Below are 26,513 nucleotides of genomic sequence, written 5' to 3' on the forward strand. Positions count from 1 at the left end.
TCCAACGCACTGAAGTCCGGAGGAGCCGGACTTCAGTGGCACGGTGACGTGAGATCAGTGCCACGCCCCCGGGTCCGCCCCGCGCTTGAGCGTTTGAGCCTCCGAGGCGCGGTGCGATGGCCCAAAGCAGGAATGGCCTCGGAACACCCGACAGCCATCGTCTCGGGGCACCCCGCCGCAGGCACAGATCGGCGCCCACATTGGCCCATGGCGAGACCCCACATTCGGATGGTGATGCTCCATCGTCGGATCGCGTGGTTCCATATGCCGAGAGCGCTTGGGCGTCGTCGAGTAGGAGAGCGCCAGTGGCAAGTGGAGGAGCGCGAGTAGCCGGTGGCGGAGCGCCAGCGACCGATGGACCGCCGCGAGCGGCTCATGGAGGAGTTCCATTCGCTCATCCCCGAGCGCGATGAGGCAATGGACGAGCGCCAGCGGCGACTTTTTCTGTGCCAGCCATCACCTTCTCGGACGCGGACCCCGCTGGCGGGCTGGAAAGGGCGATTTCTCGCGTCCGGCGCGTCAGAACGCGCGTTGGACGGGCCGCCGTCGGCGCGGTCATGCCTCCTGCGTGATCAGGCCCTCGTAATACGCCTGCACGAGGGCGTCCAAATCGGCGATCGAGCGCTCGATGTGGGCGCCCTCCTCGGTGTCGCGCGCCGTGCGGGGCTTCTGGTAGGTCCGGATCGTCTCGATCTTGGGGACCATGTCGGCCCCGCGGGTGATCGTCGCGTCGATGCCGTCGAACTTGGCGTGCTCGGCGAGGTCGATGCGATCGGGCTTCAAGACGAGCGTGTACCCGCGGTCGCCGTAGGCCTCGCTGAAGGCGCCGTCGATGGTGATGGCGTTGCCGCCCTTTTTGACCGGGTGCTCGCCCTTCTCGATCTTCACGGGGACGTGCCCGTTGACGATGAGGACGTCCTCGCCGCAGCCGAAGAGCCTGCCGATGTTTCTTACAAAGCCGGCGTCGTGGATGAGATCGAAGTACGCGTTCTTGTGCTCCTTGTGCGTCTCCTTCTCGGCGAGGAAGTAGGTCTCGAAGGTGGCGAGTTTGTCCTTGCCGAAGAGCGGGGAGCGGGGGCCGCCCCAGAGGTACCACAGCCAGTCGCCATCCTCGTCCATCGCGAACCAGCGCTTGCGGAAGGCCCGGCGCACGACCGAGCCGAGGGCGTCCATGAGTTCGCGTCCGCTCCGCTCCTTTCCATCGACCATGAGGCCGAGCGGGTGCCCGGCCTCATCGACGGGGACGCAGCCGTGGAAGAGCAGGACATCGTCTCGCCGGGTCCACATGCTGCCGCGGCGGACGAGCCAGTCCATGTGCTCGCGCAGGCGCATGGAGCGCGTGAAGGAGGATTTCAGGCGATCGAGGCAGAGTTGCTCGTCGGGGGAGTACGCGTACGGGTTCTGCGGGTCGATCGTGGGGAGGTTCTGGTCGAGCAGGGCGTACGACTTTGTCCCGCTCGGCGTCTCCAACTCGATGGCCACGGCCTTGCGGCTCTTCCCTGTTCCTTCAAACTTGATTCGATGAAGCAACCGGCGGTGCGCAAGGTTCCACTCGGGGCGACGCTCGAGCATCTGCCCCTCGCTCTTGAACTGCATGATGGCGATCGCCTTCTGCATCCGCGCGACCATGAGGGGGTCTCGGTGTCCCTCGCCTTTGGGCGTGAAGCGCTCGGCGGGGTCGTCGCCGTACACATCGCGCACGAGACGCTCGAGGGGCGTCGTGAGGATGCCGTATCCCTCTTCCAACTGGGCGGCACGACGGTACCGAGCCGAGAATCGCAGCGTCGTGAGCAGACACGCCTCGTGGCCGAGGTACGCCCCCAGCCAGATCATGTCGTGGTTGCCCCACAGGAGCGAGACCTTCGGCTGTCGCATGAGCGTGTCGATGACGCGGTCGATGCGCGGGCCGCGGTCGCCCAGATCACCCGCGACGATGAGTTCGCCGATGGCGAGGTTGCGAATGAGGCGCGCGGCTGCTCGCACGGCGCCCCAATCCCGATCGTGCACGGCCAGCCCCGCGATCATCTGCTTGATGTACTCGGGGCGCTGCGCGCTCCCCAGTTCCACGAACAACTCTCGGTACCACGTGGGGAGCAGTCGCTCAAAGTGCACACGCCGGTATCGCGCGCGCAGCACGCGGACGATCTCGAACTGGCGCGTGAGCGTCTCCTGCACCCACGCCAGACGCCGCCCCGATTCGACGATCTCGCGCGAGTACTTGTTGATCGCCTCGCGCGGGTAATACAGCACGGCCATGAAGATCTGCTTCTCGTCGGGCTTCAGGCGATCGCCCAGCACCTGATCGACGAGGATGCGCAGCGCGCCCGAGGCGTTGTTCAGCACGTGCCGCAGTTTCGCGTCCTCGCCATGGACGTCGGAGATGACGTGCACCGTCGTCGAGGGGAGCGAGAGGCTGGCGCGCAGGCCCGCGGCCTCGGTGATCGCGTCCTCGGCGGAACCAAACTGCGAGGCGAGGGCGCGAAGATGGGCGAGACGGTCGGCGGAGAGATTCGTGGGCACGGGAATGAGTCCTGTCCAAAGAGTCGTGGGGTCGCGGCAAGGGCGGAACGTCAGGGTATGGGCGGGGTTTTCGGGCGTCCCTCACGAGAACGATCTGGGAATCTGGGCAACACCCGGTGAGGCCGAAACTCCGGATTCCACCCCATTTCCACGCGAGGCTTCCGGGATTCATGCACATCCCCCACGCGTCCATTCATGCCGCACTACGCTTTACCCTTTCGCCGAGCGAGTTCGCCTTTGGAGGCGTCGTCGCGCCGGCGTTCACACTTTGAGCAGCGTTCCAGGGGAGTTCAACGAGCATGAAGGGGAGCCCGTCGATCGCCGAGGTCAAGCCGTCGCAGGACCATCTCAAGAAGTTCCACTGGGAGCCGCAGCCCGCGGCCCAGAAACTCGTGGACGATCTGCTCCAGGGGTTCCTCGCCCTCTGCCCCGAGGCCCAGACGCTCGTGCGCCGCATGAGCCTCGAGACCGCGACGCGATTCAAGGACTGGATCGACCACATCCACCTGGGCGATTCCCCCGACATGCGCCAGCGCCTCGCGAGCGTCGGCTATGTCTCGACGCCCGTCCCCGGCGCGCCCGGCAACTTCACCCACCCCGGCGCGATCCTCCCGGCGATCGTCCTCGACACCAAGAACGCCACGCTGCGCGTCGCGATCAAGGTCGATTCCGTCGCCGACTTCCTCGCCGCCCACGGGCTCACGAGCGAGGTCCTCGGCGATCCGCTCTCGCAACTCCGCATGGCCGCCGCCTTTCGTAGCGGGTCCGCCGAACTCTGGGCCGTCGAGCGTCACGGCACGCGCTCGCACGAGATCAAACCCTCCGACCCGGCGAAGTCCATCGCCGCGATGCGTCACCTCGAGGCCTTCTGCCGGCGTCCGCGCGACATCGCCGACGACCACATGGCCCTCAAGTTCCTCGACCGCCTCGTCGACGCCGCCGTGCAGGATCTCGGCTCCGACTGGGCCTGCGACCTCTTCTTCGAGGGCGAGCGCCGCTACTGGATGCGCCGCAACACCGCCGCCCGCATCCAGTACGCCCGCCAGAACAAACTCGGCCTGGGCTGGGCCAACCACGACCACCACACCTACCGCTGCACGCGCCACAACTTCCATCGCGTCATCGCCATCTGGGAGAAACTCGGTTTCGTCGCGCGCGAGGCCTTCTACGCCGGGGCCGAGGCCGGCTGGGGCGCGCAGGTCATGGAGCAGCCCGTCACGCAGATCACGACCTTCAACGACGTCGATTTGACGCCCGAGGAGATCCTCGGCGACTTCGCGCACGACGGGCTCCCCGAGGCGAAGGAAGAGGTCGGCACGGTCGGCCTGTGGGTCCGCCTCCACGGCGAGTCGCTCCTCGACGCGGGGATGCACCACCTCGAGTGCCAGTTCGACTTCCACGCCCTCGTCGCCCAACTCGAGGCCGCGAACGTGAAGACCATGGATCCCTTCACGACCTTCCCCTTCCTGCGCCAGGCCTTCACCGAGGGCGAGCGCTGGAGCGTCGAGCCGCGCCGCATCGAGGCCCTCCTCGCCAAGGGGTACATTACCAAGGGACAGGCCGACGCCTTCCGCCGCGACGGCGCCATCGGCAGCCACCTCGAGAACCTCGAACGCAACGACGGCTACAAGGGTTTTAATCAGCAGGGCGTCAGCGACATCATCCAGCGCACCGACCCCAGGGCCCACAGCGACCACGGCTTCACGGGGGCGTAGGCACTGGGCATGAGGCACTGGGCACTAGGGAATGGGCCATAGGCAATAACAGTGTGGCCACGGGTGCCTCTCGCTTTGGTGGCACCACTCTCCAGAGTGGTGTCTTCCACTCCTACCCAATCTCGTGGGGCAGGGAGGGGGGCGTCCCTCCTGTGTCTACTCCTTCTCCCACGTCCGCCCCGTTTATCCGGCCCCAAACCGCCCTCACGTCCCCAAACCACAAACATCACCCGGACAAATCCCCCTTCGCGCAGGAGTTTTCGTGGACGAGAAATGATTTCTCGTGGACCAAAAACCATTTCTCGTGGACGTGAAATCATTTTCTGTGGACCGGAAATCGTTCCTCATGGACCGGGAACGACTCGATCCGGACCAGATCCCAATCCCACGGGCCCCGATCCACCCACTCCACACCGCGCACGAACGGCGTGTGGCACAGATTCGTGATGAATCTCCGAATGCCCCACCTCTGAACACAGGAGGAATCGGACTTCAGTGCCACTCACCCGGACTCCAGTATGATGCACATGGCTAGAATTGAATACGATGAGTTTTGCTAGACCAGAGTTCTCCAAAAATGACGTTAACCGCGCGGGCAAACTTCTCGCTGCGGATCCACCTGAATGGGACAAACTAGCGTGGGCAACCGATGTTCTAGCTAACTGGAGGGCCTGTCATCTATACCCGATTAATACCTTCCAAGCAACACTACGTGGACGTGTGGGAAAGATAGACGACAATGCGATTGTGGCCCAGCGACTAAAGCGAGCGCCATCCGTTGTTGCTAAGTTACAACGTTTTAATACAATGATTTTGGCACAGATGCAGAATATTGGAGGCCTTCGTGCCATTGTAGGAACTGTTCCTCAAGTTCGCAGACTGGAAGCCCTTTATCGCGATCCGAAGAGTCTCAAACATTCACTCGTATCATCTAAAGACTATATCACAACACCAAAGTCCGATGGATATCGAGGTGTTCATCTTGTATTTCGATACAAGAGCGATAGTGCACCACGATATAATGGACTACATGTAGAACTTCAAATTCGCACCAAGATGCAACATGCATGGGCCACTGCGGTTGAGACAATGGGTACATTTCTTGGTCAGGCATTGAAATCAGGACAGGGCGACACCCAGTGGCGTGATTTTTTGCAATTGCAAGCGCAGCACTTGCACATCTGGAGAGATCTCCTACAGTGCCCGGTTTTCAAAGCCTTTCACCAGAGGCTACATATTCTGCAGTTGCAGACGCCGAAGCCGCATTGGGAGTATTAGCCAAATTAGAAGGCTTTGCTATCGCAGCCAGTAAGATCGCCACTGATGACCGTAAGGGTAAGTATCACCTAGTTATTCTCGATACTGCTACTCGCTCGGTTCGCCTCATCCCCTTCTCGGAAAATCGACTCGCTGACGCAAACGCGGAGTACGCAAGGGTAGAAGAGAGAACCTTGAAAGGCGAACAGATCGAGGCAGTTTTAGTGGCTGCAGGACCTGTTGATGCTTTGCAGAAGGCCTATCCAAACTACTTTCTTGATACGCATGCCTTTGTTGCTCAGATCAGAAGGATCATGGAGAGAGCAGAAGGTATACCTTCGAAAGGACGGAAGCGATCAAAGTAGTTAGACCATATCATCTCCTGAAGCAAGGTGCTGCAGTGGTTTGTATAGGATGGGCGATTCGCTCACCCCACGATTGTGGGCTCGACCGTAGACAATAGATCGGATCAGACATCGTCATATACGACAAGTAGTATTATTTTTGTCGAGGACGTAATGTGTGGACACACTTGGTCCAATCGGGTGCTCCAACACCGTCCAGGCGTACGCCGCATTGGGCTTGACAATCACACGTGTGCAACTCGCCATTTCCAACGGGTTGTCCGTCCCGTGTCGGATAGATCAACTCAATCTTTGTAGTTTGCTTGATCTTCTCACAGTTAAATACATTGTTCTCTTTGTAGTACTTCAACTTGTTTACTCCATTCCCCAAATGGGTGTTACTGACGATTCCGGCACTCACATACGTGAACATACGCGGGGACTTTGTGCCTCGTTCTCTACTCTTGACCAATTAGATACCTGTAGCAAATTCAAGGGGCGTGGCACTGAATTCACGCCATCGTGCCATTGAAGTCCGGTTCCTCCGGACTTCAGTGCATGCGTTGTCGTGTCACACGGCACCAAAGTCCGGGGAGAAACAAGAGAAGAGGGAAGACGAGGAAGAGCCGGACTTTGGTCGCCCAAGACGAGCAGTCAACGCCATCGGGACACCACTCGTCGTACCGATCCAAAGGGGATGGAGGTGCCGGAGGAAGGGTCCTCCCTTCCTCTGGCGTGCGCAACACACGCGCCACCATCACACACTCCGACTTACACCACCACTACTACCACTTTCAACAACGTCCCTGATCTCCCCCGCCAGTCGCTCCGCCGCGGCACGGACGTGATCGGTCCACCCCCCCCCACTCCCCCCGCCCCCCCCATTTCTCCCACGACCTGCACCCGTCGCATAGATCACCGAGCGGCTCGCCGTCACCAGCACGCCGGCCCCCGCCAGGCTCGACCGCCGCGCCGCCCGTGGCCGCAGCATCGCCCGGATGTCCTCGGCCGTGCCCCCCTGGGCGCCGTAGCCGGGGATCAGGAAGATCTGGTCGGGCATGCGCTCGCGCAGGGCCCTGGCCTCGGCGTGCTTCGTGGCCCCCACCACCGCGCCCACGCTCGACAGGCCGTGTGAAGCCCCCCCTCCCGATGCGCCCACATGCTTCGCGCCGTACGCCGCGACCTGGTCGGCCATCATCTCGGCGACCGTGCGGCCGTCCTCCAATCGCGCGCCCTGCACGGCGTCGCCGTCGGGGTTGCTCGTCCGCACCAGCACGAAGACGCCGAGCCCAACCTCCACGAAGGGATCGAGCGCGCCCAGGCCGAGGTAGCCGCTCACGGTGACGGCGTGGGCGTGCTGGCGCCTGGCGGCGTGGGCGTAGTGGCGGCTGGAGAGGCCGATGTCGCCGCGCTTGGCGTCGAGGATGACGACCAGGCCGAGACTGCTCGCGTGCTCGGCGTGCTCGGCGAGGGTCTCAAGCCCGCGACCGCCCCAGCGCTCATAGCACGCGGATTGGAGTTTGATCGCGGGGACAACACCAACCACGGCATCGATCACGCCGCGGCCGAATTGGCGGATGGATTCCAGGGGCTCGTGGTGGGCGGAGCGCACGGCATCGGGCAGCATCTCGTGCACGGGATCCAGCCCGACGCACACCGGCGAGCCCACACGCTCGATCGCCGCACTCAAGAGATCCGCAAAGGGAGTCATGGTTCGTATCCCAACGTGAACCGAGGTGGAATCTAGGTGAAGACGAGGTGAAAATGAGGTATAAACCCATCCGCGCCCCGAGACGGCGTGGGCGACTTTCGCCGGGCCGCCATCACGCGAAAGATAGCCCGGGCATGCCGCCAATCGACGCACCCATCTCGATCGACCTGAAGAAGGACGAGGCCCTGACGATTCGCTGGGGCGATGGACGCGTCTCGCGCTATGAGATTCCCTATCTCCGGCGGATGTCGCCCTCGGCCGACGCCAGGCACCTCCGCGACGAGATCGAGACGAACCCGCTGGTGATCCTGCCGTCGAGCCGGGTCGGAAGGGGAGAAGGAAGTGGCGGTGTTGTGGCCACCGACGCGGAACTCGTGGGGAACTACGCGATCCGCATCACCTTCAGCGACGGGCACTCGACGGGGATCTATTCGTGGCGCTACCTGCGCGAGATCGATCCGGAGAAGGAGCGATGACGCGCAAGGCCGAGGTGCAACGCCCGCAGACCGCGGATCGTCAGGAGCCGCGCGAAGGCGACGTTTCGCCGATCACGCTCACGACGAGCGTCGCCAATGTCCGCGGCATCACCCCCGCCGTGGCTCGCGCGCTCAAGGGCATGGGCCTCCACAACGTCGGCACGCTCATCGCCCACATTCCACTTCGCCATGAGTTCGTCGGGGGCGAGGCGACGATCGCGCAACTCGAGGGGCCACGCCCCCCCACCCACACGCGGCACGCCCCGGCCACCGCCCCGGCGACGAATCCAAATCCATCTCACTCGAACGCATCCAACGCAACCGAGGGTGATGACGGTGGGAGCCGCGTCGGGCAGATCGTCACCGCGCGGGCCGAGGTCATCGCCACGCGACCCGTGCGCACCGGTCGCCGCCCACGCCTCGAAGTCATCCTCGACGACGGCACGGGGCGGCTCGACATCGTCTTCTTCGGCATGCTCTACCTCGCCGATCGCCTCAAGCCCGGCGAGTGGGTCAAGGTCGAGGGGAAACTCCAACGGCGGGGCCCGGGCTTGCAGATGGTGAACCCGCGCGTCGAGGCGTCGAGTCCTCGCGGCGAGATTGGCCCGCGCGAAAATGCAAGTCCTCGCGACAATGCAGGACATCGCGACGATGCCGACGCCACCAGCGACGCCGACGACGCCGGGCACATCCGCCCCGTCTATCCCGCGACCGAGAGTCTCCCCTCCGCACGCATCGCCAGGGCCATCTCCCGCGTCCTCGACCACGCGCTCCCGCTGATCGAGGACCACTTCGACGACGCGTATCGCGCCGAGAAATCACTCCCGCCGCTGCGTGAGGCGTATCGCATGCTCCATCGCCCCGTGACGATGGACGAGACGCTCGCGGCGCGCCGGCGACTGGCGTACGACGAACTCTTCCTCCTGCAACTCGGCGTCGCGATGAAGCGCTCGCACCTGCGCGTCACGATGAAGGCCCCGGCCCTCAGGCACAACGCCGCCATCGATCGGCATATCCGCGATCGCCTGCCCTTCACGCTCACCAAAGCCCAGGACAGCGTCGTCGCCGACCTCGTTCGCGATCTCACGAGTGACACGCCGACGAATCGCTTGATCCAAGGCGATGTGGGTTCCGGCAAGACCGCCGTTGCGGTCTACGCGATGCTGATGGGCGTCGCCGACGGGCACCAGGCCTCGCTCATGGCGCCCACCGAGATCCTCGCCGAGCAGCACTTCGCCACGATCTCGCGCCTTCTCGAGGGCTCGCGCGTCCGCGTTGCGCTCCTGACCGGAAGCACGCCGACGCGCGCCAATCGCGAGTCCCTCCTCGCGCGGCTCGCCGCGGGCGAGATCGACATCCTCATCGGCACGCACGCGCTCCTCACCCAGGGCGTCGAGTACAAGTCGCTCGCCGTCGCGATCGTCGATGAGCAGCACCGCTTTGGCGTCTCGCAGCGCGCCACGCTCCGCGCGAAGGGCAAGGAGACCGGCGTCGTACCCCACGTCATCGTCATGACCGCGACGCCCATCCCACGCACGCTCGCGATCACGCTCTTTGGCGATCTCGATGTCTCGACGATCGCCGGGCTCCCGCCGGGGCGGAAGCCCGTCAAGACCCGCGTCGCGACCAACACGCAGCGCACCATGGTCTATGCCGAGGTCCTCCGCCGCCTCAACCAGGGCGAGCAGGCCTTCATCGTTGCCCCTGCGATCGATGGCAAGCCCGCGAGCGACACCAAGGCCGTGCGCGATCTTGTGAAGGAACTCGAGGCCCACATTCCGGGCAAGCGTCTCGCCGCGATGCATGGCGATCTCTCCCGCGACACGCGCGACGCCATCATGGAGCGATTCCGCCTCGGGCAGATCGACGCTCTCGTCGCCACCACCGTCATCGAGGTCGGCGTCGACATCCCCAACGCCACCATCATGATCGTCGAGGACGCCGACCGCTTCGGGCTTGCCCAACTCCACCAACTCCGCGGACGCGTCGGGCGCGGCGACAAGCCCTCGCTCTGCGTCCTCATCGCCGATGTCAAAGGCGACGACGCCCAGGCGCGACTCCAGGTCCTTGAAACCTCCAACGATGGCTTCGTCATCGCCGAGAAGGACTTCGAACTGCGTGGACCTGGCGAACTCTTCGGCACGCGCCAGTCCGGCCTCATGCCCTTCAAGGTCGCCGACCTCGCGCGCGACGTCGATCTTCTCGCCATGGCCCGGCGCGATGCCGCCCAATGGATCGTCGCTTCGCCGCGCCTCCGAAACCCCGCCGAGGCCCTGCTCCGACGTCGGCTCCTCAAGGCCCACGGCGAATGGCTCGGCCTCGCCGACGTGGGGTAGGCACAACTCCGTGCCCCAACTTCCCAGATTCACACATCTCCGTGTCCCCATCACGAACCCGACTCGCCGCAACCGATCCTTCCATCTTCCGCGTCCCCCATGACTCGCACACCAAAACGGGTATAGTGATCGCCATGTCCAACGGGTTGCACGAACGTCTGCGCGAGGCCGGCGGCAGCAAGAGTTACCGCCACATCGGCGAACTCACCAACACCCACCCCGAGACCGTCCGCCGGTACATGCAGGGCCAGGCCCCCGCTGTCGAGTTCATCGCCGCCTTCGCCCACGCCATGGGACTCAACATCGACTGGCTCCTGACCGGTCGCGGCCCGATGAAGGCCTCCGAGGTCAAGGCCTACACCCTCAGCGAGGCCAACGCGTCTGAGCTCCTCACCGCGATGGCCAACACCATCGAGGACCTCATCACCCGCGTCGAACGTCTCGAACTCTTCCTGAATACACTCGAATCTCGCGTCCGTGCGGCATGGTCGCCGCCGGCGTCATCGTCTCAGACGGATCGCCCCACGCCGCATCACGCCTCTGCCGCCACTGCCGACCATGGCCAGGCCCAAGCCAAACCAGACGCGACCCTCGAGGCCAAGCCGGTCCACGCCGCCGACCGGCGCCGCGCCGGTTCCATCGCCGACGCTCTCCCCGGCGGACCACGTGCAGATGCTGGTGGAACTCCTCCAGCCCACGGGGCCTGACCTCGCGCGGCGCTGGCTCGCCGCCCTCCTGAGCATCCCGCGTGACGAGCGGCTCGCCGCCGTCGAGGCCATCGAGCACCGCATCGCCACGCTCTACGCCCAGCACGACGACACCTTCAACGCCGCGACCGAACCCGGTGGCCGCGAGATCCACGTCATCTCCTCGCCCATCCAACGCGACGGCTACACCGAGCACACCGAGACCACCTACTCCACCACCAAGCGCCCCGCCGTCCCCGCGCCCAAGCGTGCCGCACGCAGGTCGCGCTGATCCACGCCGCGGGGCAATCCCGCGCCATCTCCATACAGTCCCTTCATGTCCAAGAACGCGGAACTCGCGAGCGTCCTCGAGTCCATCGCCCGGATGCTCGATGTCCTCGGCGAGGACTCCTTCAAGTCCATCGCCCACACCCGCGCCGCCCGCGCGATCGAGGCCCTCCCCACCGACATCTGCACCATGTCCAAAGAGGAGATCCTCGCCCTCGAGGGGATCGGCAAGAAACTCGCCGACAAGATCGTCGAGTTCTGCACCACCGGCGACATCAAGGAGTACGAGGAACTCCGCGCCAAAGTCCCCGCCGGCGTCCTCGCCCTGATGGAAGTCCCCGGCATCGGCCCCAAGACCGCGAGCGTCATGTGGAAGCAGGGGCACATCGAGGACATCCCCGCCCTCGAGCGCGCCATCGCCGACGGAAGCCTCCAGACACTCCCGCGCATGGGCGCCAAGACCGTCGAGAAGATCGCCCAGTCCCTCGCCTTCGTTAAGACATCGGGCAAACGCCTCTCCCTCGGCCCCGCGTGGGCCATCGCGCAGGTCTTCCTCGAACGCCTGCGCGAATCTCCCGACGTCACCAGAGCCGAGGCCGCGGGCTCGCTCCGCCGCGGCAAGGAGTCCATCGGCGACATCGACATCCTCGTCGCCCTGAAGAAGGGCCACGAGAAACACGCCGAGCGTGTGATGCATCTCTTCACCTCAACGCCCGGCGTCACCCAGACCCTCGCCTCGGGCGAGAGCAAGGCCTCCGTCCGCTACAAGACCACCGACAACACCGGCCGATGGAAGATCGACAACGACGGCGACGGCGCCGTCCAGATCGACCTGCGCGTCCTCCCCCTCTCCTCCTGGGGCAGCGGCCTCATGTACTTCACCGGGAGCAAGGAACACAACATCCGCCTGCGCGGGCGGGCCCTCGATCTCGGCCTCACCCTCAACGACTGGGGCCTCTTCCCCATCGACGAGGAGAAGACCGCCCCCCACCTCCGCGGCGTCACGCCTGTCGCCGGCGCCACCGAGGAGGAGATCTACGCGAAACTCAACCTCCCCTGGATCCCCCCCGAGATGCGCGAGGATCGCGGCGAGTGCGACCTCGCGTCCATCCCGAACCTCATCGTACTCGCCGACATCCAGGCCGAACTCCACGCCCACACCACCGCGAGCGATGGCCTCCTCTCCCTCGACGAACTCGCCGAACTCGCCCTGAAACGCGGCTTCCACACCCTCGCCGTCACCGACCACTCCAGGAGTTCCGTCCAGGCCAATGGCCTCTCTATCGAGCGCCTCCTCGCCCAGGTCGAGACCATCAACAGCGCCAAATCCAAATGGAAGAAGAAGGGCCTCGCCCTCCTGACCGGCAGCGAGGTGGACATCCTCGCCGACGGCACGCTCGACTTTGACGACAAGGTCTTGAAGCAACTCGACGTCGTCGTCGCCTCGCCCCACGCCGCCCTCTCGCAGGACCCCGAGACCTGCACCAAGCGCCTCGTGAGGGCCGTCTCGCACCCGCTGGTCCACATCCTCGGCCACCCCACAGGCCGCCTCGTCGGCAAGCGCAAGGGCCTCGAGCCTGACATGACCAAACTCATATCGGCCGCGAAGACGCACCACACCGCCCTGGAGATCAACGCCCACTGGATGCGTCTCGACCTCCGCGACGCCCACGTCCGCCTCGCCGTCGAGGCTGGGTGCACGATCGCGATCGATTGCGACGTCCACGCCGCCGAGGACTACGACAACCTCCGCTTCGGCGTCATGACCGCCCGCCGCGGCTGGTGCCCCAAGGCGCTGTGCCTCAACACCTGGCCCCAGAAGAAACTCCACGACTGGCTCAGCGCGAAGCGCTGACGCTTCCGGAGATTCGATACCACCGCTGCGCTCGGGGGTACCACCACGCTCCGCGTGGTGTCCGTTCTTCTCTCCGCTCCCTCACCCACCCCCGACGCGCACGCCCACTCCATCGCCATATAACAAACCACCCGCCGTCGTCGGCGGGTGGATGAGCACACAGGGTGAAGTGTCGAAAAGTCTCTCGCGTGCCCACGCGACTCCTTCGCGCCGCAAAGTGCCCAGGCCGCGTCGCGAAGCGTTCAGGCCGCAATCGTCGCCTGGGATTGCTCCCCCCACGGCCCGCGCTCGCCCGTGGGCGAGACCCACCGCAGCCAGTAGAACGCGGTCTTGCCACCCTCGGCCGAGTTGAAGTTCACGACAAAGGGCGAACTGGTGTCGACGGCGACGAACCGCAACTCGCCCTCGCCCGCCGGGGGCGCGTCGCCGACCTTGTTCCAGATCTCGACGCCCAGGACGCCCGCGGGCTTGGCCTTGCGATTCGGCGTGGTCTCGTCGGCGAAGCGCAGCGTGTGCTGCAACCGGTTGCCACACTCGATGACGCAGATGGGCGCGCTCGTCGGCGGCCCGATGGGCGACGGCTCGGCGGCGACGGTGATCCCCAGCGCGGCCTTCTCGGCGTCGGTCACGTCGGGGGAGGCCTGCAACCGGCGCACGAGGGGTCGCACGGCCGCCGTGAGATCGGCCCGGCGATCGTCCTTGTTCTGCGTCGCGCCCAATGCCGCGGCCCGCGCCGCGATCTGCGCGGCGAAGGCGGTGTTGAAGGCCGTCTGCCCGCTGGTGATCGGCAGCATGTCGGCCGCGTTGAGATCGAGATCGACGAGATGGGCGTTGGCATAGGTGACAAAGTTCGCGACCCACGCCTGGAAGTCCGCGTCGGGCCCTGGGATGTAATCCGCCATGACGGTCTCCGTTCTTTGTTGGGTACCTCGACGCCCAGCGTGGGGCGTGTTCCAGTACCGCAATCGCCGGCGGCTTGTCCATATGGCCCCGGGCACACAACCCCAGGCCCTCCCCCCGCCGCCCAAGCCGCCCAGAGCACGCAGGAGGAGCACGGCAGGTCGATCGGCCGATCGAGATGGGTAAGTCGCGTGAACGTCCAGAATTCACGCATCGAGTTCGGGGGATGGGGTGGTCCAGAGGGTACTGGAGGGACACGTGCCACTGATAATGATCGTGCATGCAGTTGGTTTCGCTGGTCATGCGGTCATGGCTCGGAATCCCCAACAGATTGTGGTTGTAGATACACTCAACGTATCCCGTAGTTGAATGCCGTACACTGTCCACGATGCCTCGACCGCCCGCGATCAATCAGGAGATCCAGACGCTCGCCACACGAATGGAGGCCTTTGAGGCGTCCGAGAGCGTGGCGAATACGGGAACGGGAGCGCGTCGTGAGGGTGAGGACTTTGAGCGGCTAATTGCGCACCTGTGGATCGCGTTCCGTAGGCTTGCGGAATCCAACGGAGCATCCGTGCGCGTCGTCGCCGGAGTAGGCAGACGGCGCTATGCGGAGTTGGCGATAGGCCCTCGCTCGATTTTCGTTCCCACTTCTGCATCCGACGGACTCACGGATACGAGCGCCGATCAGTCGCGTTGGTTAGAAGTCGTCTTTGGTGTCACGGATTTGGTGGATGCGTTCCCGAGTGAGGCCGAGGCGGTTCGGCGATATGCCCCCATCACAGGTCCATATGCTGGACCGACCTATCCGACGATCTACAACGGGCTGACGACCAAGTTTGACGATACCGTGGTCCTTGTGGATGGCGGCGTACTCCGCGAGAAGATCATGCTGGAGTACAAGACAGCCAAATCGAGCAGAGGGCGCCAGATCGACGGCAACGCGCACGAGCGGCTCTCATTCCAGATCATGCAGTATCTGGAAGTGGCCACTCGCTACACCAAATGCAGCCTCATGGTCATGGCGAATGGTGCGTTCATCCGCTACCGCAACAAGTACCACGTGAACTTCCACGTCCAGGCCGATCGCCTGAAGAACTTCGCGTGGTTCTCGATGGAGCACGCGTGCACGGCAACGGAGTACACTCGATTCCTCACGGGCCTTCTGTCCTGGCTGTTTGAGGGCACGCCACGCGAACAAGGGAGTGTTCGGTGATCAAGTACATCGGTTCCAAGCGCACGCTGATCCCCGTCATCCTCGAAGCCGTGCGGCGTGCTGCGGATGCCCATTCTGTCATCGATCTCTTCTCGGGCACGTCCCGAGTCGGACACGCGCTCAAAGCCGCAGGCTACCGCGTCCTCTCGAACGACCATAACTCGTATGCCGCAACGCTCGCCCGCTGCTACGTGCAGGCCGACGCGGAGGACGTGCTCGTTGACGCGAAGAAACTCGTCCGCGAGTTCAACGCGATGAAGGGCGAGCCGGGATACTTCACCGAGACCTTCTGCGTCCAGTCCCGATTCTTCCAGCCCAAGAACGGGGCCCGCATCGACGCCATTCGCGAGGCTATCGCGGCCAAGGGCTTGGAGCCGGAACTCGAAGCGGTGATGCTCGTGTCGCTCATGGAGGCGGCGGATCGGGTGGATTCGACCACCGGCTTGCAGATGGCGTATCTGAAAACGTGGGCGCCGCGTGCCCACAACGACCTGGACTTGCGTGTTCCCGAGGTGCTGCCACGCGCCAAGCACGGCAAGGGTCAAGCCACCTGCCTCGATGCGCTCGAAGCCGTGAAACTCCTTGAGGCCGACGTCGCGTACATCGACCCGCCGTACAACCAACACTCCTACCTGGGCAACTACCACGCCTGGGAGTCTCTGGTGCGCTGGGACAAGCCCGAGGTCTACGGCATCGCCTGCAAGCGCGTCGATGTCCGTCAGCGTCAGAGCATCTTCAACTCCCGCCCGAGGTTCGCGGGAGTCATGCGGCAGTTGCTTGCCACCGTCCGCGCCCAGGTGCTGGTCGTCTCCTTCAACAACGAGGGATACCTGGCGCGCGAGGAGATGGAGTCGATGCTCGCCTCACTCTGGAACGGCGAGGGCAAGGTCACGACCATCGAGAACGACTTCAAGCGGTACGTCGGTGCCCAGATCGGCATCTACAACCCGCAAGGACAGAAGGTCGGCAAGGTGAGCCACAAGACGAACAAGGAGTACGTCTACGTCGTCTCCCGCGAGTGCCTGGCCGAACGCCTCGCGCCGCTTCGGGCTGCGCCCGTCGAACAAATGGGCTTGTTCGCCTGAGTCGTGAAAAAGGGTGCCGCCAGCCGCGGGCGGCACCCAACAGTCACGCCATCCACTTACCCCGCCGCGCTCGCCATCAGCGCGATGAGCCCGATTACTGCGCCGACCTTCACCGCACTTTTCAGCGTGTTGGCCTGCGGGCTGCAGTGGTGCCCAGTCTTGCACCAGTACGCCAAGTGCTCGCAGTTGTTGTTGAATAGGTCGTAGTCTTGCTCGGCGAGACGGGTAATCGCGAGCCGCACGGTATCGTGCGGTGGCAGCGCGGCTCCGGGTGTGTATTGCCTGATAAATGACGGCCCACGCGCGAGGAAGTCGTCGCGCCAGACCCGCCGCACGGACATGCGGGCTTCACCCTTGCCGCCGTACTCGATGACGGTGCCGTCGCCGAGGTCGATGCCGTGGTGCTCGCCCCAGATGTACTTGATGAAGAGATGATCACCGTAGGCCATGGAGTCCGTTCCTTTCTTGATGGGGGGTGCCGGGGGGCCGTAGCCCCCTGCATGTGCGCCCCGATGGTTTTCCGATTACGCGCTGAAAAGCAGTTGCCTAGCCAATGCCTTTGTGACTTGCCAGAATATCGAAGAGTCGTTGAAGCCGAGCTTCACACCGTACCGCAGTTCCTTCGCCGGGTGGACGAAGTTGCGGTATTCCTTCAACGTGTCCGCGACGTTTTTCGCCGACTCTGTAATCCAGTTCAACTCGCAGCCGACCTTGATGTACGAATCCAGCATCCAATCCTGGTAGTTGGTGGTCTTCCCAGTCGCCTTGTCCTTGGGCGCATTCGCCGCGCCAGTTAGCGGGGCCTTATCGGTCAACTTGTTCGCTCTCGCGACGAAGAGGGCTTCAAGCAAACCGCCCATCATCACAATCGCCGCAAGATGCGCGTCGGCCTTGACGCACTTCGCGCACTCGTGCCACCGGCGGGTGAGAATGTCCCGCATCTCTTGATTGCCAGCCAAGGGCGAAAAGTCCGGCGCGAGGTCGTCAGTATTCGCGACTGGTACCACTGCCGGTGCAATCAGTGCGATAGTACGAGCAGCAACCAATGCAGTCTTGGCGTTCATCAACGCGTCTAAATACGTTTGTTTCGCGGCGTGTTTTGCCGTCGAATTCAGGATCGTGGTGTAGTGCTGGTCAACTGCCACGAGGTCAAGGCCCGGGGCCGCCGCCACCACGACTGGCTTGTGGGCGTGGAACCACGCCTGGGCCGTGGCTTTCAGGCTCGCTACGGTATCGACATTCTTCACCTGCTTGGTCTTGACTGCAGTAACCCGAGCGCGTGCCTTTGTGACCTCGTTGATGGCTGCATCAAAGGTCTTGTGTATGGCCAGCATGAGCACAGACTCCTTTAGTTGATAAGGAATTGCGCATTAGCCGCCCTTCTTTGTTCTCTTCTTGGTCGATACCTTCTTCTTACTGACTCTACCTTTCGTGCCGCCGCTGTTCCCCGCGCTCGTCGCCCCACTTCCGGGCAGTGTGATGGCAACGAGGTTCTCGCCGACCGAACTCAACTTGAACGCGCCTCGCTCAGCACGGTCCAAATACCCCGCGCGCATTGCGTTCTTCAGCGTTGTGTTCCAGTTTCTCACCTGGCCCCACACGGCAAGCCTTGCTGCATCCTTCATTGTCGCGGCATCGATGGAGTCCTTGTGCTGCTCTGTAGGAGCCTCGAACTGATAGAAGTATGCGACGACTGCGGCGAATTGCTGGTCGCTCCTGGGTGCCTTCGCCGCTGTAAACGACTTAATATCCGTCGGATGACTCGGCACGTCAGCAGCTGCATGGACAATCGGTGCGTCCGGGTGGGCTGGTCCGGGCGAAGGGGTGAGGTGTGCCGAGGGTGGAGTGATTCGCAGCGTCTGCATGGCGAACTGCAAAGCCAGCGATTGGTTTTCCGAGGTCATCCCCTGCAACTCGGTGACGATCTTCTGCGCGGCTTCCAACGGACTGTTTTTTTCTACGGCGGGCGGTCCGGACTGCGTCATGCGAATCTCCACAAGGCTGCACACCTTGTGCAGCGAGCCTGGAGTGTGGCAACGCCAATGCCAGACCGCGAAGAATTATCGTGTTCCAGCGAATCACGCAGGAACGCCCGAAAACCGCATGTAAGCGATTCCGCCATCCTTGCAAAACCGTGTCGATATGTGGACATAGACCAACCGGCCTGCCGAATTGGCAGCCGGACGCACCGATACCGAGGACCAGTCAAGTTCCGAGGGGAACAACTATATCGGTGCACTTGGATGTGTCAACAACACAAGAATGTGTTTCATCCATATTTCCGCACAAACGGGTGAATCCCTCTACACCGCCACTATCGCCGTCGTGACCTTGCTCCGCAGCCCCTGTTCGCCGTGGATGTTGACCCTGTGGTGAATGGAAGCCAACGTTTCCACCGCGTCGGCGGCGCGGAAGTTGGTGCGGAGCACCGTGCCGCCGCCAGGCCCTCCCTCACGGTCGGGCTACATGTACTGGCCCCGCGCAGCGGAGATTTATGCCGCCTTCCTCACCCGCGAAGCGGAGTAAACCCACCTCCCCCTCGCGTCGAATCGCACCCGCACCACCTCGCTCTTTTCGCCCAGGCGGTCGGCGCGGGCGCCTTGCACCGTGTATTCGGCCCCCTCGCCGTCGCCGGTGATGCAGTCGATACCCACCGTCGCGTCGGTGAAGGTCGGGCGGCGGACGGCGCTCGTGGTCCCGTCCACGGTGCCGAGGCGCACGGACTCGCGCTGGCCGGGGAGCCTTCGGAAAATCGCGAACGTCACCCCCGCGCTCGCGGCGGCGTGCGTGCTGCGCCACGACAGCGTGACGCTGCCGTCGCCATTGAGGACCACATCAAAGTCGGTCGGTTGGCCCGGCATCCGCGCCGCGCTCCCGCCGGCGCGGGTCCACAGGTCCGCGGGGGAGACCGGCGCCGCGGCGCTGGGCTTCTCGCCAGGCTCGGGGAAGTTCACTCTGGCCTCGTCCCCCCACACCTCGCGCGCCGCCTCGTCGTAGGCCATCGCCGCCTCGGCCTCGTCGTCGAAGTGGCCCAGCCTGCTGTTCACGTCGGCGACGCGGATCTGCGCGGTCCACGCGCCCACGCGCTCGTTCCAGCAGACGCCCTTGTACCGTGACGTCGTCGGCCGCCCGCAACGCCGCAGGATCTTGTAGGCGCCGCGGGCGGACTGCTCGGGGTTGCTGATCACGAGGTTCGCGCGGCGGCAGTCGAGGGGGTTGCCGTTGGCGTGGTGGACCCGAATCGCCGCCGACTCGCCGTCGAGCGCCAGGATGAGGCGCCTGAGTTGCCGCCGGGGGGCGTCGTCGGCGCCGGCCTGGAAGACGACGCCATTGTCCTGCCCGGCTCTCGAGCGCGCGGCGTAGTTCCATTTCTTCCCCTGCACGATGGGGAGATCCGCCTCGTCGATGAGCGCCTCGATGTATCCGCCGAGCGTGCGCAGCGGCACGCGCCACACGCCGGCGCGGGCCGGGTGCGGATCGGCGTACGGCTGGCCGACCTGGTCGAGTTCCTCGCGCAGGCGGGCGATGTCGGCGGCGGCGTAGAGGATCGGCGTCCCGGTCTGGTCCTTCTCGCGGTAGCGGGTGAAGGTGACCTCGCCCGAACGCTCCCACTGGCCGAGCGTCCCCTCGCTCACGTCGAGCGCCGCGGCGGCCTCGTCGCGCGTCAGCATGGCGACGCCCTTGGGCGGCGTGGGAAGCCCGCGCGCCAGGGTGTAGGCGCACTTCTCGCGCACGGTCTCGCCGTCGGCGCCGAGGAACGTCGGCGCGGGGATCTTCCCATCGGGGAAGTTGAGCGGGGCCGAGTCGCCGAAGATCTCCCTCGCGGCGGCGTCGTAGGCGGCGGCGGCCTGGGCCTCGTCGCGGAATCGACCGATCATCCGGTGCATCTCCTTCGTGCCGATCTGCGCCCTCCACAAGCGCCGCGTCGCGTCCCAGTCCACGCCGAGATAGACCGACGACACCGCGCGGCCGGCCCGCGTCATCGACTTGGCGCGCGACAGGTTCACCTCCGTGCGCGTCTTCAGGACGAGGTTCGATCGCCGGAGGTCGAGGGGGTCGCCGTTGGCGTAGCCCACCACCACGTCCTTGAACTCCTTGTCCCCAAGGCCCAGGATGAGGCGCTTGAGGGGGGTCTGGCGCTGCGTCATCGTGGCGAAGAGCACCTCGCCCCCCCGTCCGTCGCTCTTCGGGCCCCAGTTCCAGTTCTTTCCCTCGACGATCGGGAGATCCTCGGCGTCGATGAGCGCCTCCATCGAGTGGAGGCGGCTGCGGAGGGGGACGCGGTAGACGCCCGGACGCTCCGGATCGGGATAGGGCTCCTTGAGCCTCCTGAACTCCTCACGCAGGCGCTCGAGGTCGGCCTCGACGTAATAAATCGCGCGGCCCGTGCCGGTGGCGGCGCGGTAGCGCGGGATCGTCACGCGCCCGGCACGCTCCCAATCGCTGAAGGTTTTGAGCGCCACGCCCATGAACGTGGCGGCGTCCTCCCGCGTCAGGACTTTTACGTCTGTGGGCGGCGGGGGGAGCGGACCGGCGGCGCGATACGCACGCGTGCGGGGCTTCGTGTTCTTGGTGCTGGTGGTCTTCATGGTGGTCTCGCGTCTGTGGTCGTGTGTGTGAACGATGAAAGAGGTGCGTGGGGCGTGGGGCGCGCTCTACGCCGCCACGGTGGCGCTCGCCGTCTCGCTCCAGGGGCCGGGGGTTCCGGCGGTCGTGATCCAGCGCGCGATGTAATGGGCCTGCCGGCCGCCGTTCTGTGATTCGAAGGTCAGCGTGGTCGTGCCGTCGGTGACGCTGCCGATGTAGCGGTACGCCCCGCTCACGGCGGCGGCGTCGGTGGGCAGGGGCGGCGCGGCCTCGTGGGGATTGGTCAGCGCCACGAAGACCTCGGCGCGGGCGACGCCCGCGGGCCTCGCGCGACGCGTGGGCGTGGACTCGTCGCTGAGGCGCAGGGTGTGCGTCAGACGTTGTCCCGAGTCGATGAGCGTGAGGGGTGAAGATGTAATGTTCCCCACGCGGAGCGTGGGGGTGCTCCGGACGGTGATGCCGATGGTGGCGCGGTCGGCGTCGGTGGTCTTGGGGAAGGCCTGGATGAAGTTGGTGATCGGCCGCGCCTGCGCCTCGACCTCCGCCCTCGCCGCGTCCTTGGCCTGCGTCGCCGCCTGCGCCGCGGCGCGGGCCGCGATGTGCGCCGGCCAGGCCGCCTTCCACTCGTTCACGGCGTTCTTGAGGTCGGCGAGGTCCGCGGGGTCGAGCGCCATGCCGTTCCACCACGCCTCGACGGCGTCGTAATAGTGCGCGATGAACGCGGCGAAGTCGGCGTCGGCCCGGGGAAAGCGTCGCTGGGACACGAGAGAACTCCAAACTGCCAGATGACAAACTGCCACATGGCCAAATCAGACGAAGGCACGCACGGTGCCGCGCGACGGGGGTTTTGGTCCCGTCTCGCGACACGCCCCACACGGGGCGATGGGTGTGGCATCGGCGTTCCTTGGACCCCAGTTGAGGTTTTCCCGGTGACGAGCGTTCCGGACGGTCGTCCGGATCATCCGGCACAAAGGACAGGCCCTTTGGACCGCGTGACGAGCGATCCGAACCGCATGACGGGCCGTCGGGCGGTCGGGCCGGGCCGTCGGGCACCAGAGACGATCGACCCGGAGGGCATGACGGACAAACGGGAACAGTCCACGGACCATCCGCACGGCTCCACCCACCGATCGCCCCAGAGCACCGGCGAGTCGCGCCGGAGGACCGGCGAAGGGGGTGAGCAAGTCATCGACGCGCGCGAGCGCGACACCGCGCCGAGGATGGACCCACGCTCGCGTTGGCGCGATCCGCGTGCGCGCGAGGGGTCACTACAACGTCGCTTCCGCCGCGATTGTGATCGGCGCCGCCCCGCACTCCGGACACGGGGCGTTCGCCGCAAGACCCGCGCGGGAATACAAGCACCTCGGGCACGCGCCCGCGCGGGCGCGGCGGCGGGCGATGACATCCAAACGCCACGCGATCGCGCCGCACAATCCCGCCACCACCGCGGGGAGCCAGAACGGGATCCCGACGTACGTGCGGCCGCCGGAGATCGACGCGTTTGCCCACCAGACCTTGGGGACCGTCGGGTCCACGCGTCCCGTGTACACGCCGGGGGGCATGCGGTACATCGCGCCCCGGTCGTGCACGAGGTACGCCCCGCCGCGCTGCGCGCCGTAGAGCCACGGCCACGCGTAGTGGTGCAGGTACCACCGCTCGCTCGCGGCCCACGCGGCGAGCATGAGCACACCCACCGCCGCCCCGCCCCACTTCATGGTCTTTCGCAGCCTCGGGTGCGGCCTCATGGCGAAACTCTACGGTCTCGCCATCAAAGCGGCCGTCGAACCTGTGAACTAGACCTGACAACCCGGGGACGACGCCAGCAACACGGCATCGCCGCTAACCCGCACGCGCCCACTTTCCTTCTGCGTCCACCCGCGCCGCGCCCACGCCCTCACGCCCCCCACGGCCCGGCGTACTCCGCCGAAAACCCCCCCTTCCCGGCAGCGCCGCCCCCCTCCCCGGCTCCGCCGCCCCCCTCCCCAGCGGCGCCGCCCCCCTCCCCGCTCCCCCCATCGCGCCACGACCACTCGAACATCCGCTTGGCGATCTGCCGCAGGTGCAGCATGTCGTGGGCGCCCCACGACGTGAGCAGGTCCCCCGCGCGGATCACGCGCCCGCTGGGGTGGTGGTACGCGTGCCGCCAGCGTGGGTCGTCCGGCGGCGTCGTTGCAAGAACCTCGCGCAGCCACGCGATCGACCCCTCCCGTGCCTGCTCGAAGCGCGCGAGCGCCAGGAGTGGATCCTGCTCGGCGTACTTCCGCTCGATCGCCAGCCCCTCCGGGTCGGTCCGGGGCCAGGGGCGCGTCGGGTCCTCCAGCGTCGAGCGCAGGCGCGGGCCGAAGTCCTCCACCTCCTCATCGACCAGGTGGCAGAGGATCTCCCCCACCGACCACGCGCCCCGGGGCGACCGCCGCCGAAGATCCGCTCGAGACGATCCCTCCACGCACGACCGCACCACCAGCGGGAACCGCGACATCCGTTCCACCATCGCGCCCGGATCAAAGACGCACGGCTGTGGCCCGCGAAACTCCAACGAAACGTCCTCTGTGCCCATCACTCACTCCACAACGCTCGAAACCCTCGTCTCCTGTGACGCCGCCGTTGCGCCGGAATCGCGCCGCCTTCCGGTATTATGGACCCGGCAGGACGAGGACCACTCGAGTTCAAGTCCCGCTACTCACAGGAGTCCCCATGGAGACGCTCCTCTCGCACTCGACCCTCCGCCCCGTGGCCACGCGAATCCTCGCGTTCCTGATGCCGATCCCCATCGCCGCGTTCGGGGCGCCGGCCCACGCCGCGCCCGCGCCGCCCGCCACGCCACCCGCCGCCGCCTCGGAGACCGCCAAGGACGCCACGCCCTGGCCCGTCATGGAACTCAAGACCCGAAGGGTCGCGATCGACCCTGTCTTCGGCGCCCACCACGAACTCACCGTCGCGCCCAACGCGGGAGAGACCTCGCCCGACGCCACCAAGCGCCTTCTCATCCATGCCGCCCCGGGCGCCCGGGGCTCCGACCTCTACGTGAGCACGCTCCTCGACGCGGCCAACCCCGACGCGGGCCCCCCCTCCTCCGAGGCCGCACGCGTCACGACACTCGAGACCGTGATCCACGAGGCCCACTGGCTCCTCGACTCGCGGAACGTCGTCTTCCAGACCGGGCGCGGCCCGACCAGCACCGTCTGGATCCTCGATACCCACGACGCCGCCCCAACGCCCAAACGCCTCCTCGCCGACATCGCCAACCCCACCTCCTCCCCGATCGTCAGCAGAAACGGCGCGGTCGCCCTCCTCGCCGAGACCAAACGCGTCGGCAAAGCCAGGCATTTCGACCTCCTCGTCGTCCGCAACCCCCTCGCCACACCCGCCGAAAAGCCCCGCGTCGTCGCCCAGGACCTCGACGTCTTCGCCCTCGCCTGGAGCCACGACGGCTCCAGACTGGCCTTCTCCTCCATCGACGTCGTCACGCTCTGGAACGCCGCCGACGCCACCACCACCTCGCTCCGCTACGACTCCGCGGCCCCCCCAAAGACCCCGGACTCCGCGCCCAGCGATGGATTCCTCAACTGCGCCGCCCACCACCTCGCCTTCAGCAACGACGACGCCTCCCTCGCCTGCACCCCGAGGTTTGTCGGCGGCCGCTTCGTCGACCGCGCCAATCCCGACGCCGGCCGCCTCTACGCCGATGACAAGGTCGTCGTCTTCGACCTCCGCAACTCCGCCAAACCCATCGTCCTCACGGGCGACGACCGCATCCTCGGCCTCTCGTGGACCACCAGCGCCGACGCCGCCCGCGACGCCGCACACATTCCCGCCTCACCCGTTCCCGCCCGCTAACGCGTCGCCCGGTTCGACGCGATCGCCGACGCCGTCTTCAGCACGCCCGCGCCGCCGCCTCGCGCGGCTTGCCACGCGAGCACCATGTCCACGGCCTTCTCGACACGCCGCGCCCGGGTCTCTTCCTTCTTCGCCTCCACGATCGCCTCGACGTGCTCTCTTTGGTGCGTGTAACTCATCGCCTGCCACGCGGCGCCGGCCCCCGCGGCCTTGAGCGCGACCGAGAGATCCCGCGGCGTTGTCACCACGCGCGGAGACTCATCGGAGGCCAGCATCACGCGGACGGTGTCCCCCGCCTTCACGCCCGCGGCCTCGCGATTCGACGTGCGAAGCGGCACCCACCAGCACCCGCCCATCGACGAGATCGTGCTGCGGTACTCGTGCCCCTTGATGGAGACGCGCACCGGAGCCCGGACCTTGCCGAAGACCTCCTTGGGATCGAACGGCACCTCGATAGCGCACATGCTCGTGTCGTCGTCCTTGATGATCGTGGTGGTGAAAGTGCGCGATGCGGGCTTGGGAGCGCCGGCCGCGCCCGCCTTCGCGGGAGTGTCCTTCGAATCAGCCTTGGCCTTGCCCATCCCCGACCTCCGCGCCACAGCGCTCACCAGAGACTCACATCACGAACTACCCATGCTCGTGGGGCAGGCGACCCGCCTGCCTCTCTTTCTACTACATCGTCAGCCGGTGACGAACCACGTCTTCCATCACCATCCTCGCGCTCACGCCGGGGCCGGAACCTGACGCAGGATCTCCGCCAGCGCGTCCTCGACGGCCGCCGACGCCGCGCCCACCGCCCCGCGCGCGATCACGCGGTGCGGCACGACTACCCCGAGATTGTCCGTGATGTCCGGCGGGATGACATAGTCGCGCCCGTCCATGAGCGCCGTCGCCCGCGCCACCTGTGCCAACGCCAGCCCGCCGCGCGGCGACAACCCAAGCGCCAGCGCCCCGCTCCGCCGGCTCGCCCCCGCGATCGCCACGATGTAATCCGCCAGCGCCGGCGCGAGTTTCACGCCATCGACGAGCGATTGCAACTCGATCAACTCCGTCGCCGAGAGGACCGGCTGGAGTTCGTGGAGCCGCACGCCCGAGGGCCGGAGGTCCAGGATCCGCCGCTCGTCCGCCGGGTCGGGGTACCCCAGCGCGATGCGCATCAGGAAGCGGTCCAACTGGTTCTCGGGAAGGGGATACGTCCCCTCGAACTCCGCCGGGTTCTGCGTCGCGATCAGGAGGAACGGCGTCGGGAGCGCGATCGTCTTCCCCTCCGTCGTCACTGTTCCCTCGCCCATCGCCTCGAGGAGCGCCGCCTGCGTTCGCGGCGGCGTCCGGTTGATCTCGTCGGCCAGCACCACCTGCGCGAAGATCGGCCCGGGCTTGAACGTGAACGCCCCGGCCCCTGTCGCCGGGTTGCGGTCATAGACGCTCACCCCCAGCACGTCGGAGGGGAGCATGTCGGGCGTCAACTGGATCCGCGAGAAGGAGCAGTCGATCGAGCGCGCCAGGGCCGTCGCGAGGACGGTCTTGCCGACGCCCGGCACGTCCTCGATGAGCAGGTGCCCGCGCGCGAGCACGCAGCGGATGAGGTGATCCACGCTCCGTGAATCCCCCAGATACACACGCCGGATGTTCTCTCGCAGCCGCGAGATGCGCTCGTGCATGGACAGGCCCCAACCCGAAAACCACTCGAAAACAGCCAG

23 protein-coding genes are annotated in these 26,513 nt (G+C 65.7%); 11 read left to right on the plus strand and 12 right to left on the minus strand.

The window, feature by feature from the left end; translation table 11 throughout:
* Positions 1-555: 555 nt before the first annotated feature.
* Positions 556-2,520 carry a fructose-bisphosphatase class III gene (locus IPK69_06325; protein ID QQS10232.1) on the minus strand — a complete coding sequence of 655 codons (1,965 nt, stop codon included), beginning with the start codon at positions 2,518-2,520 and terminating at the stop codon, positions 556-558.
* Between the two features lie 299 nt (positions 2,521-2,819).
* On the opposite strand from IPK69_06325, the gene IPK69_06330 reads away from it, so the two are divergent.
* The 3 genes from IPK69_06330 (at position 2,820) to IPK69_06340 (ending at position 5,857) form a co-directional block, all read left to right on the plus strand.
* The gene (locus IPK69_06330; protein QQS10233.1) at positions 2,820-4,235 is read left to right on the plus strand and encodes a hypothetical protein; all 1,416 of its coding nucleotides are present in this window, start codon (positions 2,820-2,822) and stop codon (positions 4,233-4,235) included.
* 546 nt (positions 4,236-4,781) lie between these two features.
* Positions 4,782-5,513, plus strand: coding sequence for a RelA/SpoT domain-containing protein (locus IPK69_06335; protein QQS10234.1), 732 nt, complete (start codon positions 4,782-4,784; stop codon positions 5,511-5,513).
* Complete coding sequence (locus IPK69_06340; protein QQS10496.1) at positions 5,435-5,857, plus strand: hypothetical protein; 423 nt, start codon at positions 5,435-5,437, stop codon at positions 5,855-5,857. The genes IPK69_06335 and IPK69_06340 overlap by 79 nt, the downstream gene beginning before the upstream one ends.
* A 736-nt stretch (positions 5,858-6,593) precedes the next feature.
* On the opposite strand, the gene pyrF is transcribed toward IPK69_06340, so the two are convergent.
* Positions 6,594-7,547, minus strand: coding sequence for an orotidine-5'-phosphate decarboxylase (gene pyrF, locus IPK69_06345; GenBank protein ID QQS10235.1), 954 nt, complete (start codon positions 7,545-7,547; stop codon positions 6,594-6,596).
* A 134-nt stretch (positions 7,548-7,681) separates the two neighbouring features.
* Between pyrF and IPK69_06350 the strand changes: the two genes are divergently transcribed.
* From IPK69_06350 to polX, 5 genes are all read left to right on the plus strand, one after another.
* Entirely contained in the window at positions 7,682-8,023 is a 342-nt protein-coding gene (locus tag IPK69_06350) for a DUF971 domain-containing protein (protein QQS10236.1), read from the plus strand.
* Entirely contained in the window at positions 8,020-10,359 is a 2,340-nt protein-coding gene (gene recG / locus IPK69_06355) for an ATP-dependent DNA helicase RecG (protein ID QQS10237.1), read from the plus strand. Before IPK69_06350 ends, recG begins: the two co-directional genes overlap by 4 nt.
* Positions 10,360-10,493: 134 nt before the next feature.
* Complete coding sequence (locus IPK69_06360) at positions 10,494-11,066, plus strand: hypothetical protein (protein QQS10238.1); 573 nt, start codon at positions 10,494-10,496, stop codon at positions 11,064-11,066.
* Positions 11,026-11,337 carry a hypothetical protein gene (locus IPK69_06365; GenBank protein QQS10239.1) on the plus strand — a complete coding sequence of 104 codons (312 nt, stop codon included), beginning with the start codon at positions 11,026-11,028 and terminating at the stop codon, positions 11,335-11,337. Before IPK69_06360 ends, IPK69_06365 begins: the two co-directional genes overlap by 41 nt.
* 45 nt (positions 11,338-11,382) lie before the next feature.
* On the plus strand, positions 11,383-13,188 hold the full coding sequence (gene polX / locus IPK69_06370) for a DNA polymerase/3'-5' exonuclease PolX (protein QQS10240.1): 1,806 nt from the start codon (positions 11,383-11,385) through the stop codon (positions 13,186-13,188).
* A 242-nt stretch (positions 13,189-13,430) separates the two neighbouring features.
* On the opposite strand, the gene IPK69_06375 is transcribed toward polX, so the two are convergent.
* Complete coding sequence (locus IPK69_06375; protein QQS10241.1) at positions 13,431-14,090, minus strand: hypothetical protein; 660 nt, start codon at positions 14,088-14,090, stop codon at positions 13,431-13,433.
* A 386-nt stretch (positions 14,091-14,476) separates the two neighbouring features.
* On the opposite strand from IPK69_06375, the gene IPK69_06380 reads away from it, so the two are divergent.
* Complete coding sequence (locus IPK69_06380; protein ID QQS10242.1) at positions 14,477-15,304, plus strand: hypothetical protein; 828 nt, start codon at positions 14,477-14,479, stop codon at positions 15,302-15,304.
* On the plus strand, positions 15,301-16,389 hold the full coding sequence (locus tag IPK69_06385; protein ID QQS10243.1) for a DNA adenine methylase: 1,089 nt from the start codon (positions 15,301-15,303) through the stop codon (positions 16,387-16,389). Before IPK69_06380 ends, IPK69_06385 begins: the two co-directional genes overlap by 4 nt.
* Positions 16,390-16,445: 56 nt before the next feature.
* Here IPK69_06385 and IPK69_06390 read toward each other — a convergent pair whose 3' ends face one another.
* The 7 genes from IPK69_06390 to IPK69_06420 form a co-directional block, all read right to left on the minus strand.
* Positions 16,446-16,838 (minus strand): lecithin retinol acyltransferase family protein, encoded by a 393-nt coding sequence (locus IPK69_06390; GenBank protein QQS10244.1) that lies wholly within the window; start codon positions 16,836-16,838, stop codon positions 16,446-16,448.
* A 75-nt stretch (positions 16,839-16,913) separates the two neighbouring features.
* Positions 16,914-17,723, minus strand: a complete 810-nt coding sequence (locus IPK69_06395; GenBank protein QQS10245.1) for a hypothetical protein — start codon at positions 17,721-17,723, stop codon at positions 16,914-16,916.
* 36 nt (positions 17,724-17,759) lie between these two features.
* Positions 17,760-18,374, minus strand: a complete 615-nt coding sequence (locus IPK69_06400) for a hypothetical protein (protein ID QQS10246.1) — start codon at positions 18,372-18,374, stop codon at positions 17,760-17,762.
* Between the two features lie 507 nt (positions 18,375-18,881).
* Positions 18,882-20,978 (minus strand): hypothetical protein, encoded by a 2,097-nt coding sequence (locus IPK69_06405; protein ID QQS10247.1) that lies wholly within the window; start codon positions 20,976-20,978, stop codon positions 18,882-18,884.
* A 66-nt stretch (positions 20,979-21,044) separates the two neighbouring features.
* Positions 21,045-21,740 (minus strand): hypothetical protein, encoded by a 696-nt coding sequence (locus tag IPK69_06410; protein QQS10248.1) that lies wholly within the window; start codon positions 21,738-21,740, stop codon positions 21,045-21,047.
* Between the two features lie 504 nt (positions 21,741-22,244).
* A complete protein-coding gene (locus IPK69_06415; protein ID QQS10249.1) occupies positions 22,245-22,721 on the minus strand; it encodes a hypothetical protein in 477 nt (158 codons plus the stop codon).
* Between the two features lie 149 nt (positions 22,722-22,870).
* Positions 22,871-23,533 (minus strand): DinB family protein, encoded by a 663-nt coding sequence (locus tag IPK69_06420; protein ID QQS10250.1) that lies wholly within the window; start codon positions 23,531-23,533, stop codon positions 22,871-22,873.
* 137 nt (positions 23,534-23,670) lie between these two features.
* On the opposite strand from IPK69_06420, the gene IPK69_06425 reads away from it, so the two are divergent.
* Complete coding sequence (locus IPK69_06425; protein QQS10251.1) at positions 23,671-24,813, plus strand: hypothetical protein; 1,143 nt, start codon at positions 23,671-23,673, stop codon at positions 24,811-24,813.
* Here IPK69_06425 and IPK69_06430 read toward each other — a convergent pair.
* Both IPK69_06430 and IPK69_06435 read right to left on the minus strand, forming a co-directional pair.
* Complete coding sequence (locus IPK69_06430; GenBank protein QQS10252.1) at positions 24,810-25,394, minus strand: DUF1905 domain-containing protein; 585 nt, start codon at positions 25,392-25,394, stop codon at positions 24,810-24,812. The two genes, IPK69_06425 and IPK69_06430, sit on opposite strands and share 4 nt — an antisense overlap.
* A gap of 141 nt (positions 25,395-25,535) precedes the next feature.
* Positions 25,536-26,474, minus strand: coding sequence for a MoxR family ATPase (locus IPK69_06435; protein ID QQS10253.1), 939 nt, complete (start codon positions 26,472-26,474; stop codon positions 25,536-25,538).
* Between the last annotated feature and the right edge of the window lie 39 nt (positions 26,475-26,513).

Source organism: Phycisphaerales bacterium (assembly GCA_016699835.1).
In the GTDB taxonomy this organism is placed as follows: Bacteria; Planctomycetota; Phycisphaerae; order Phycisphaerales; family UBA1924.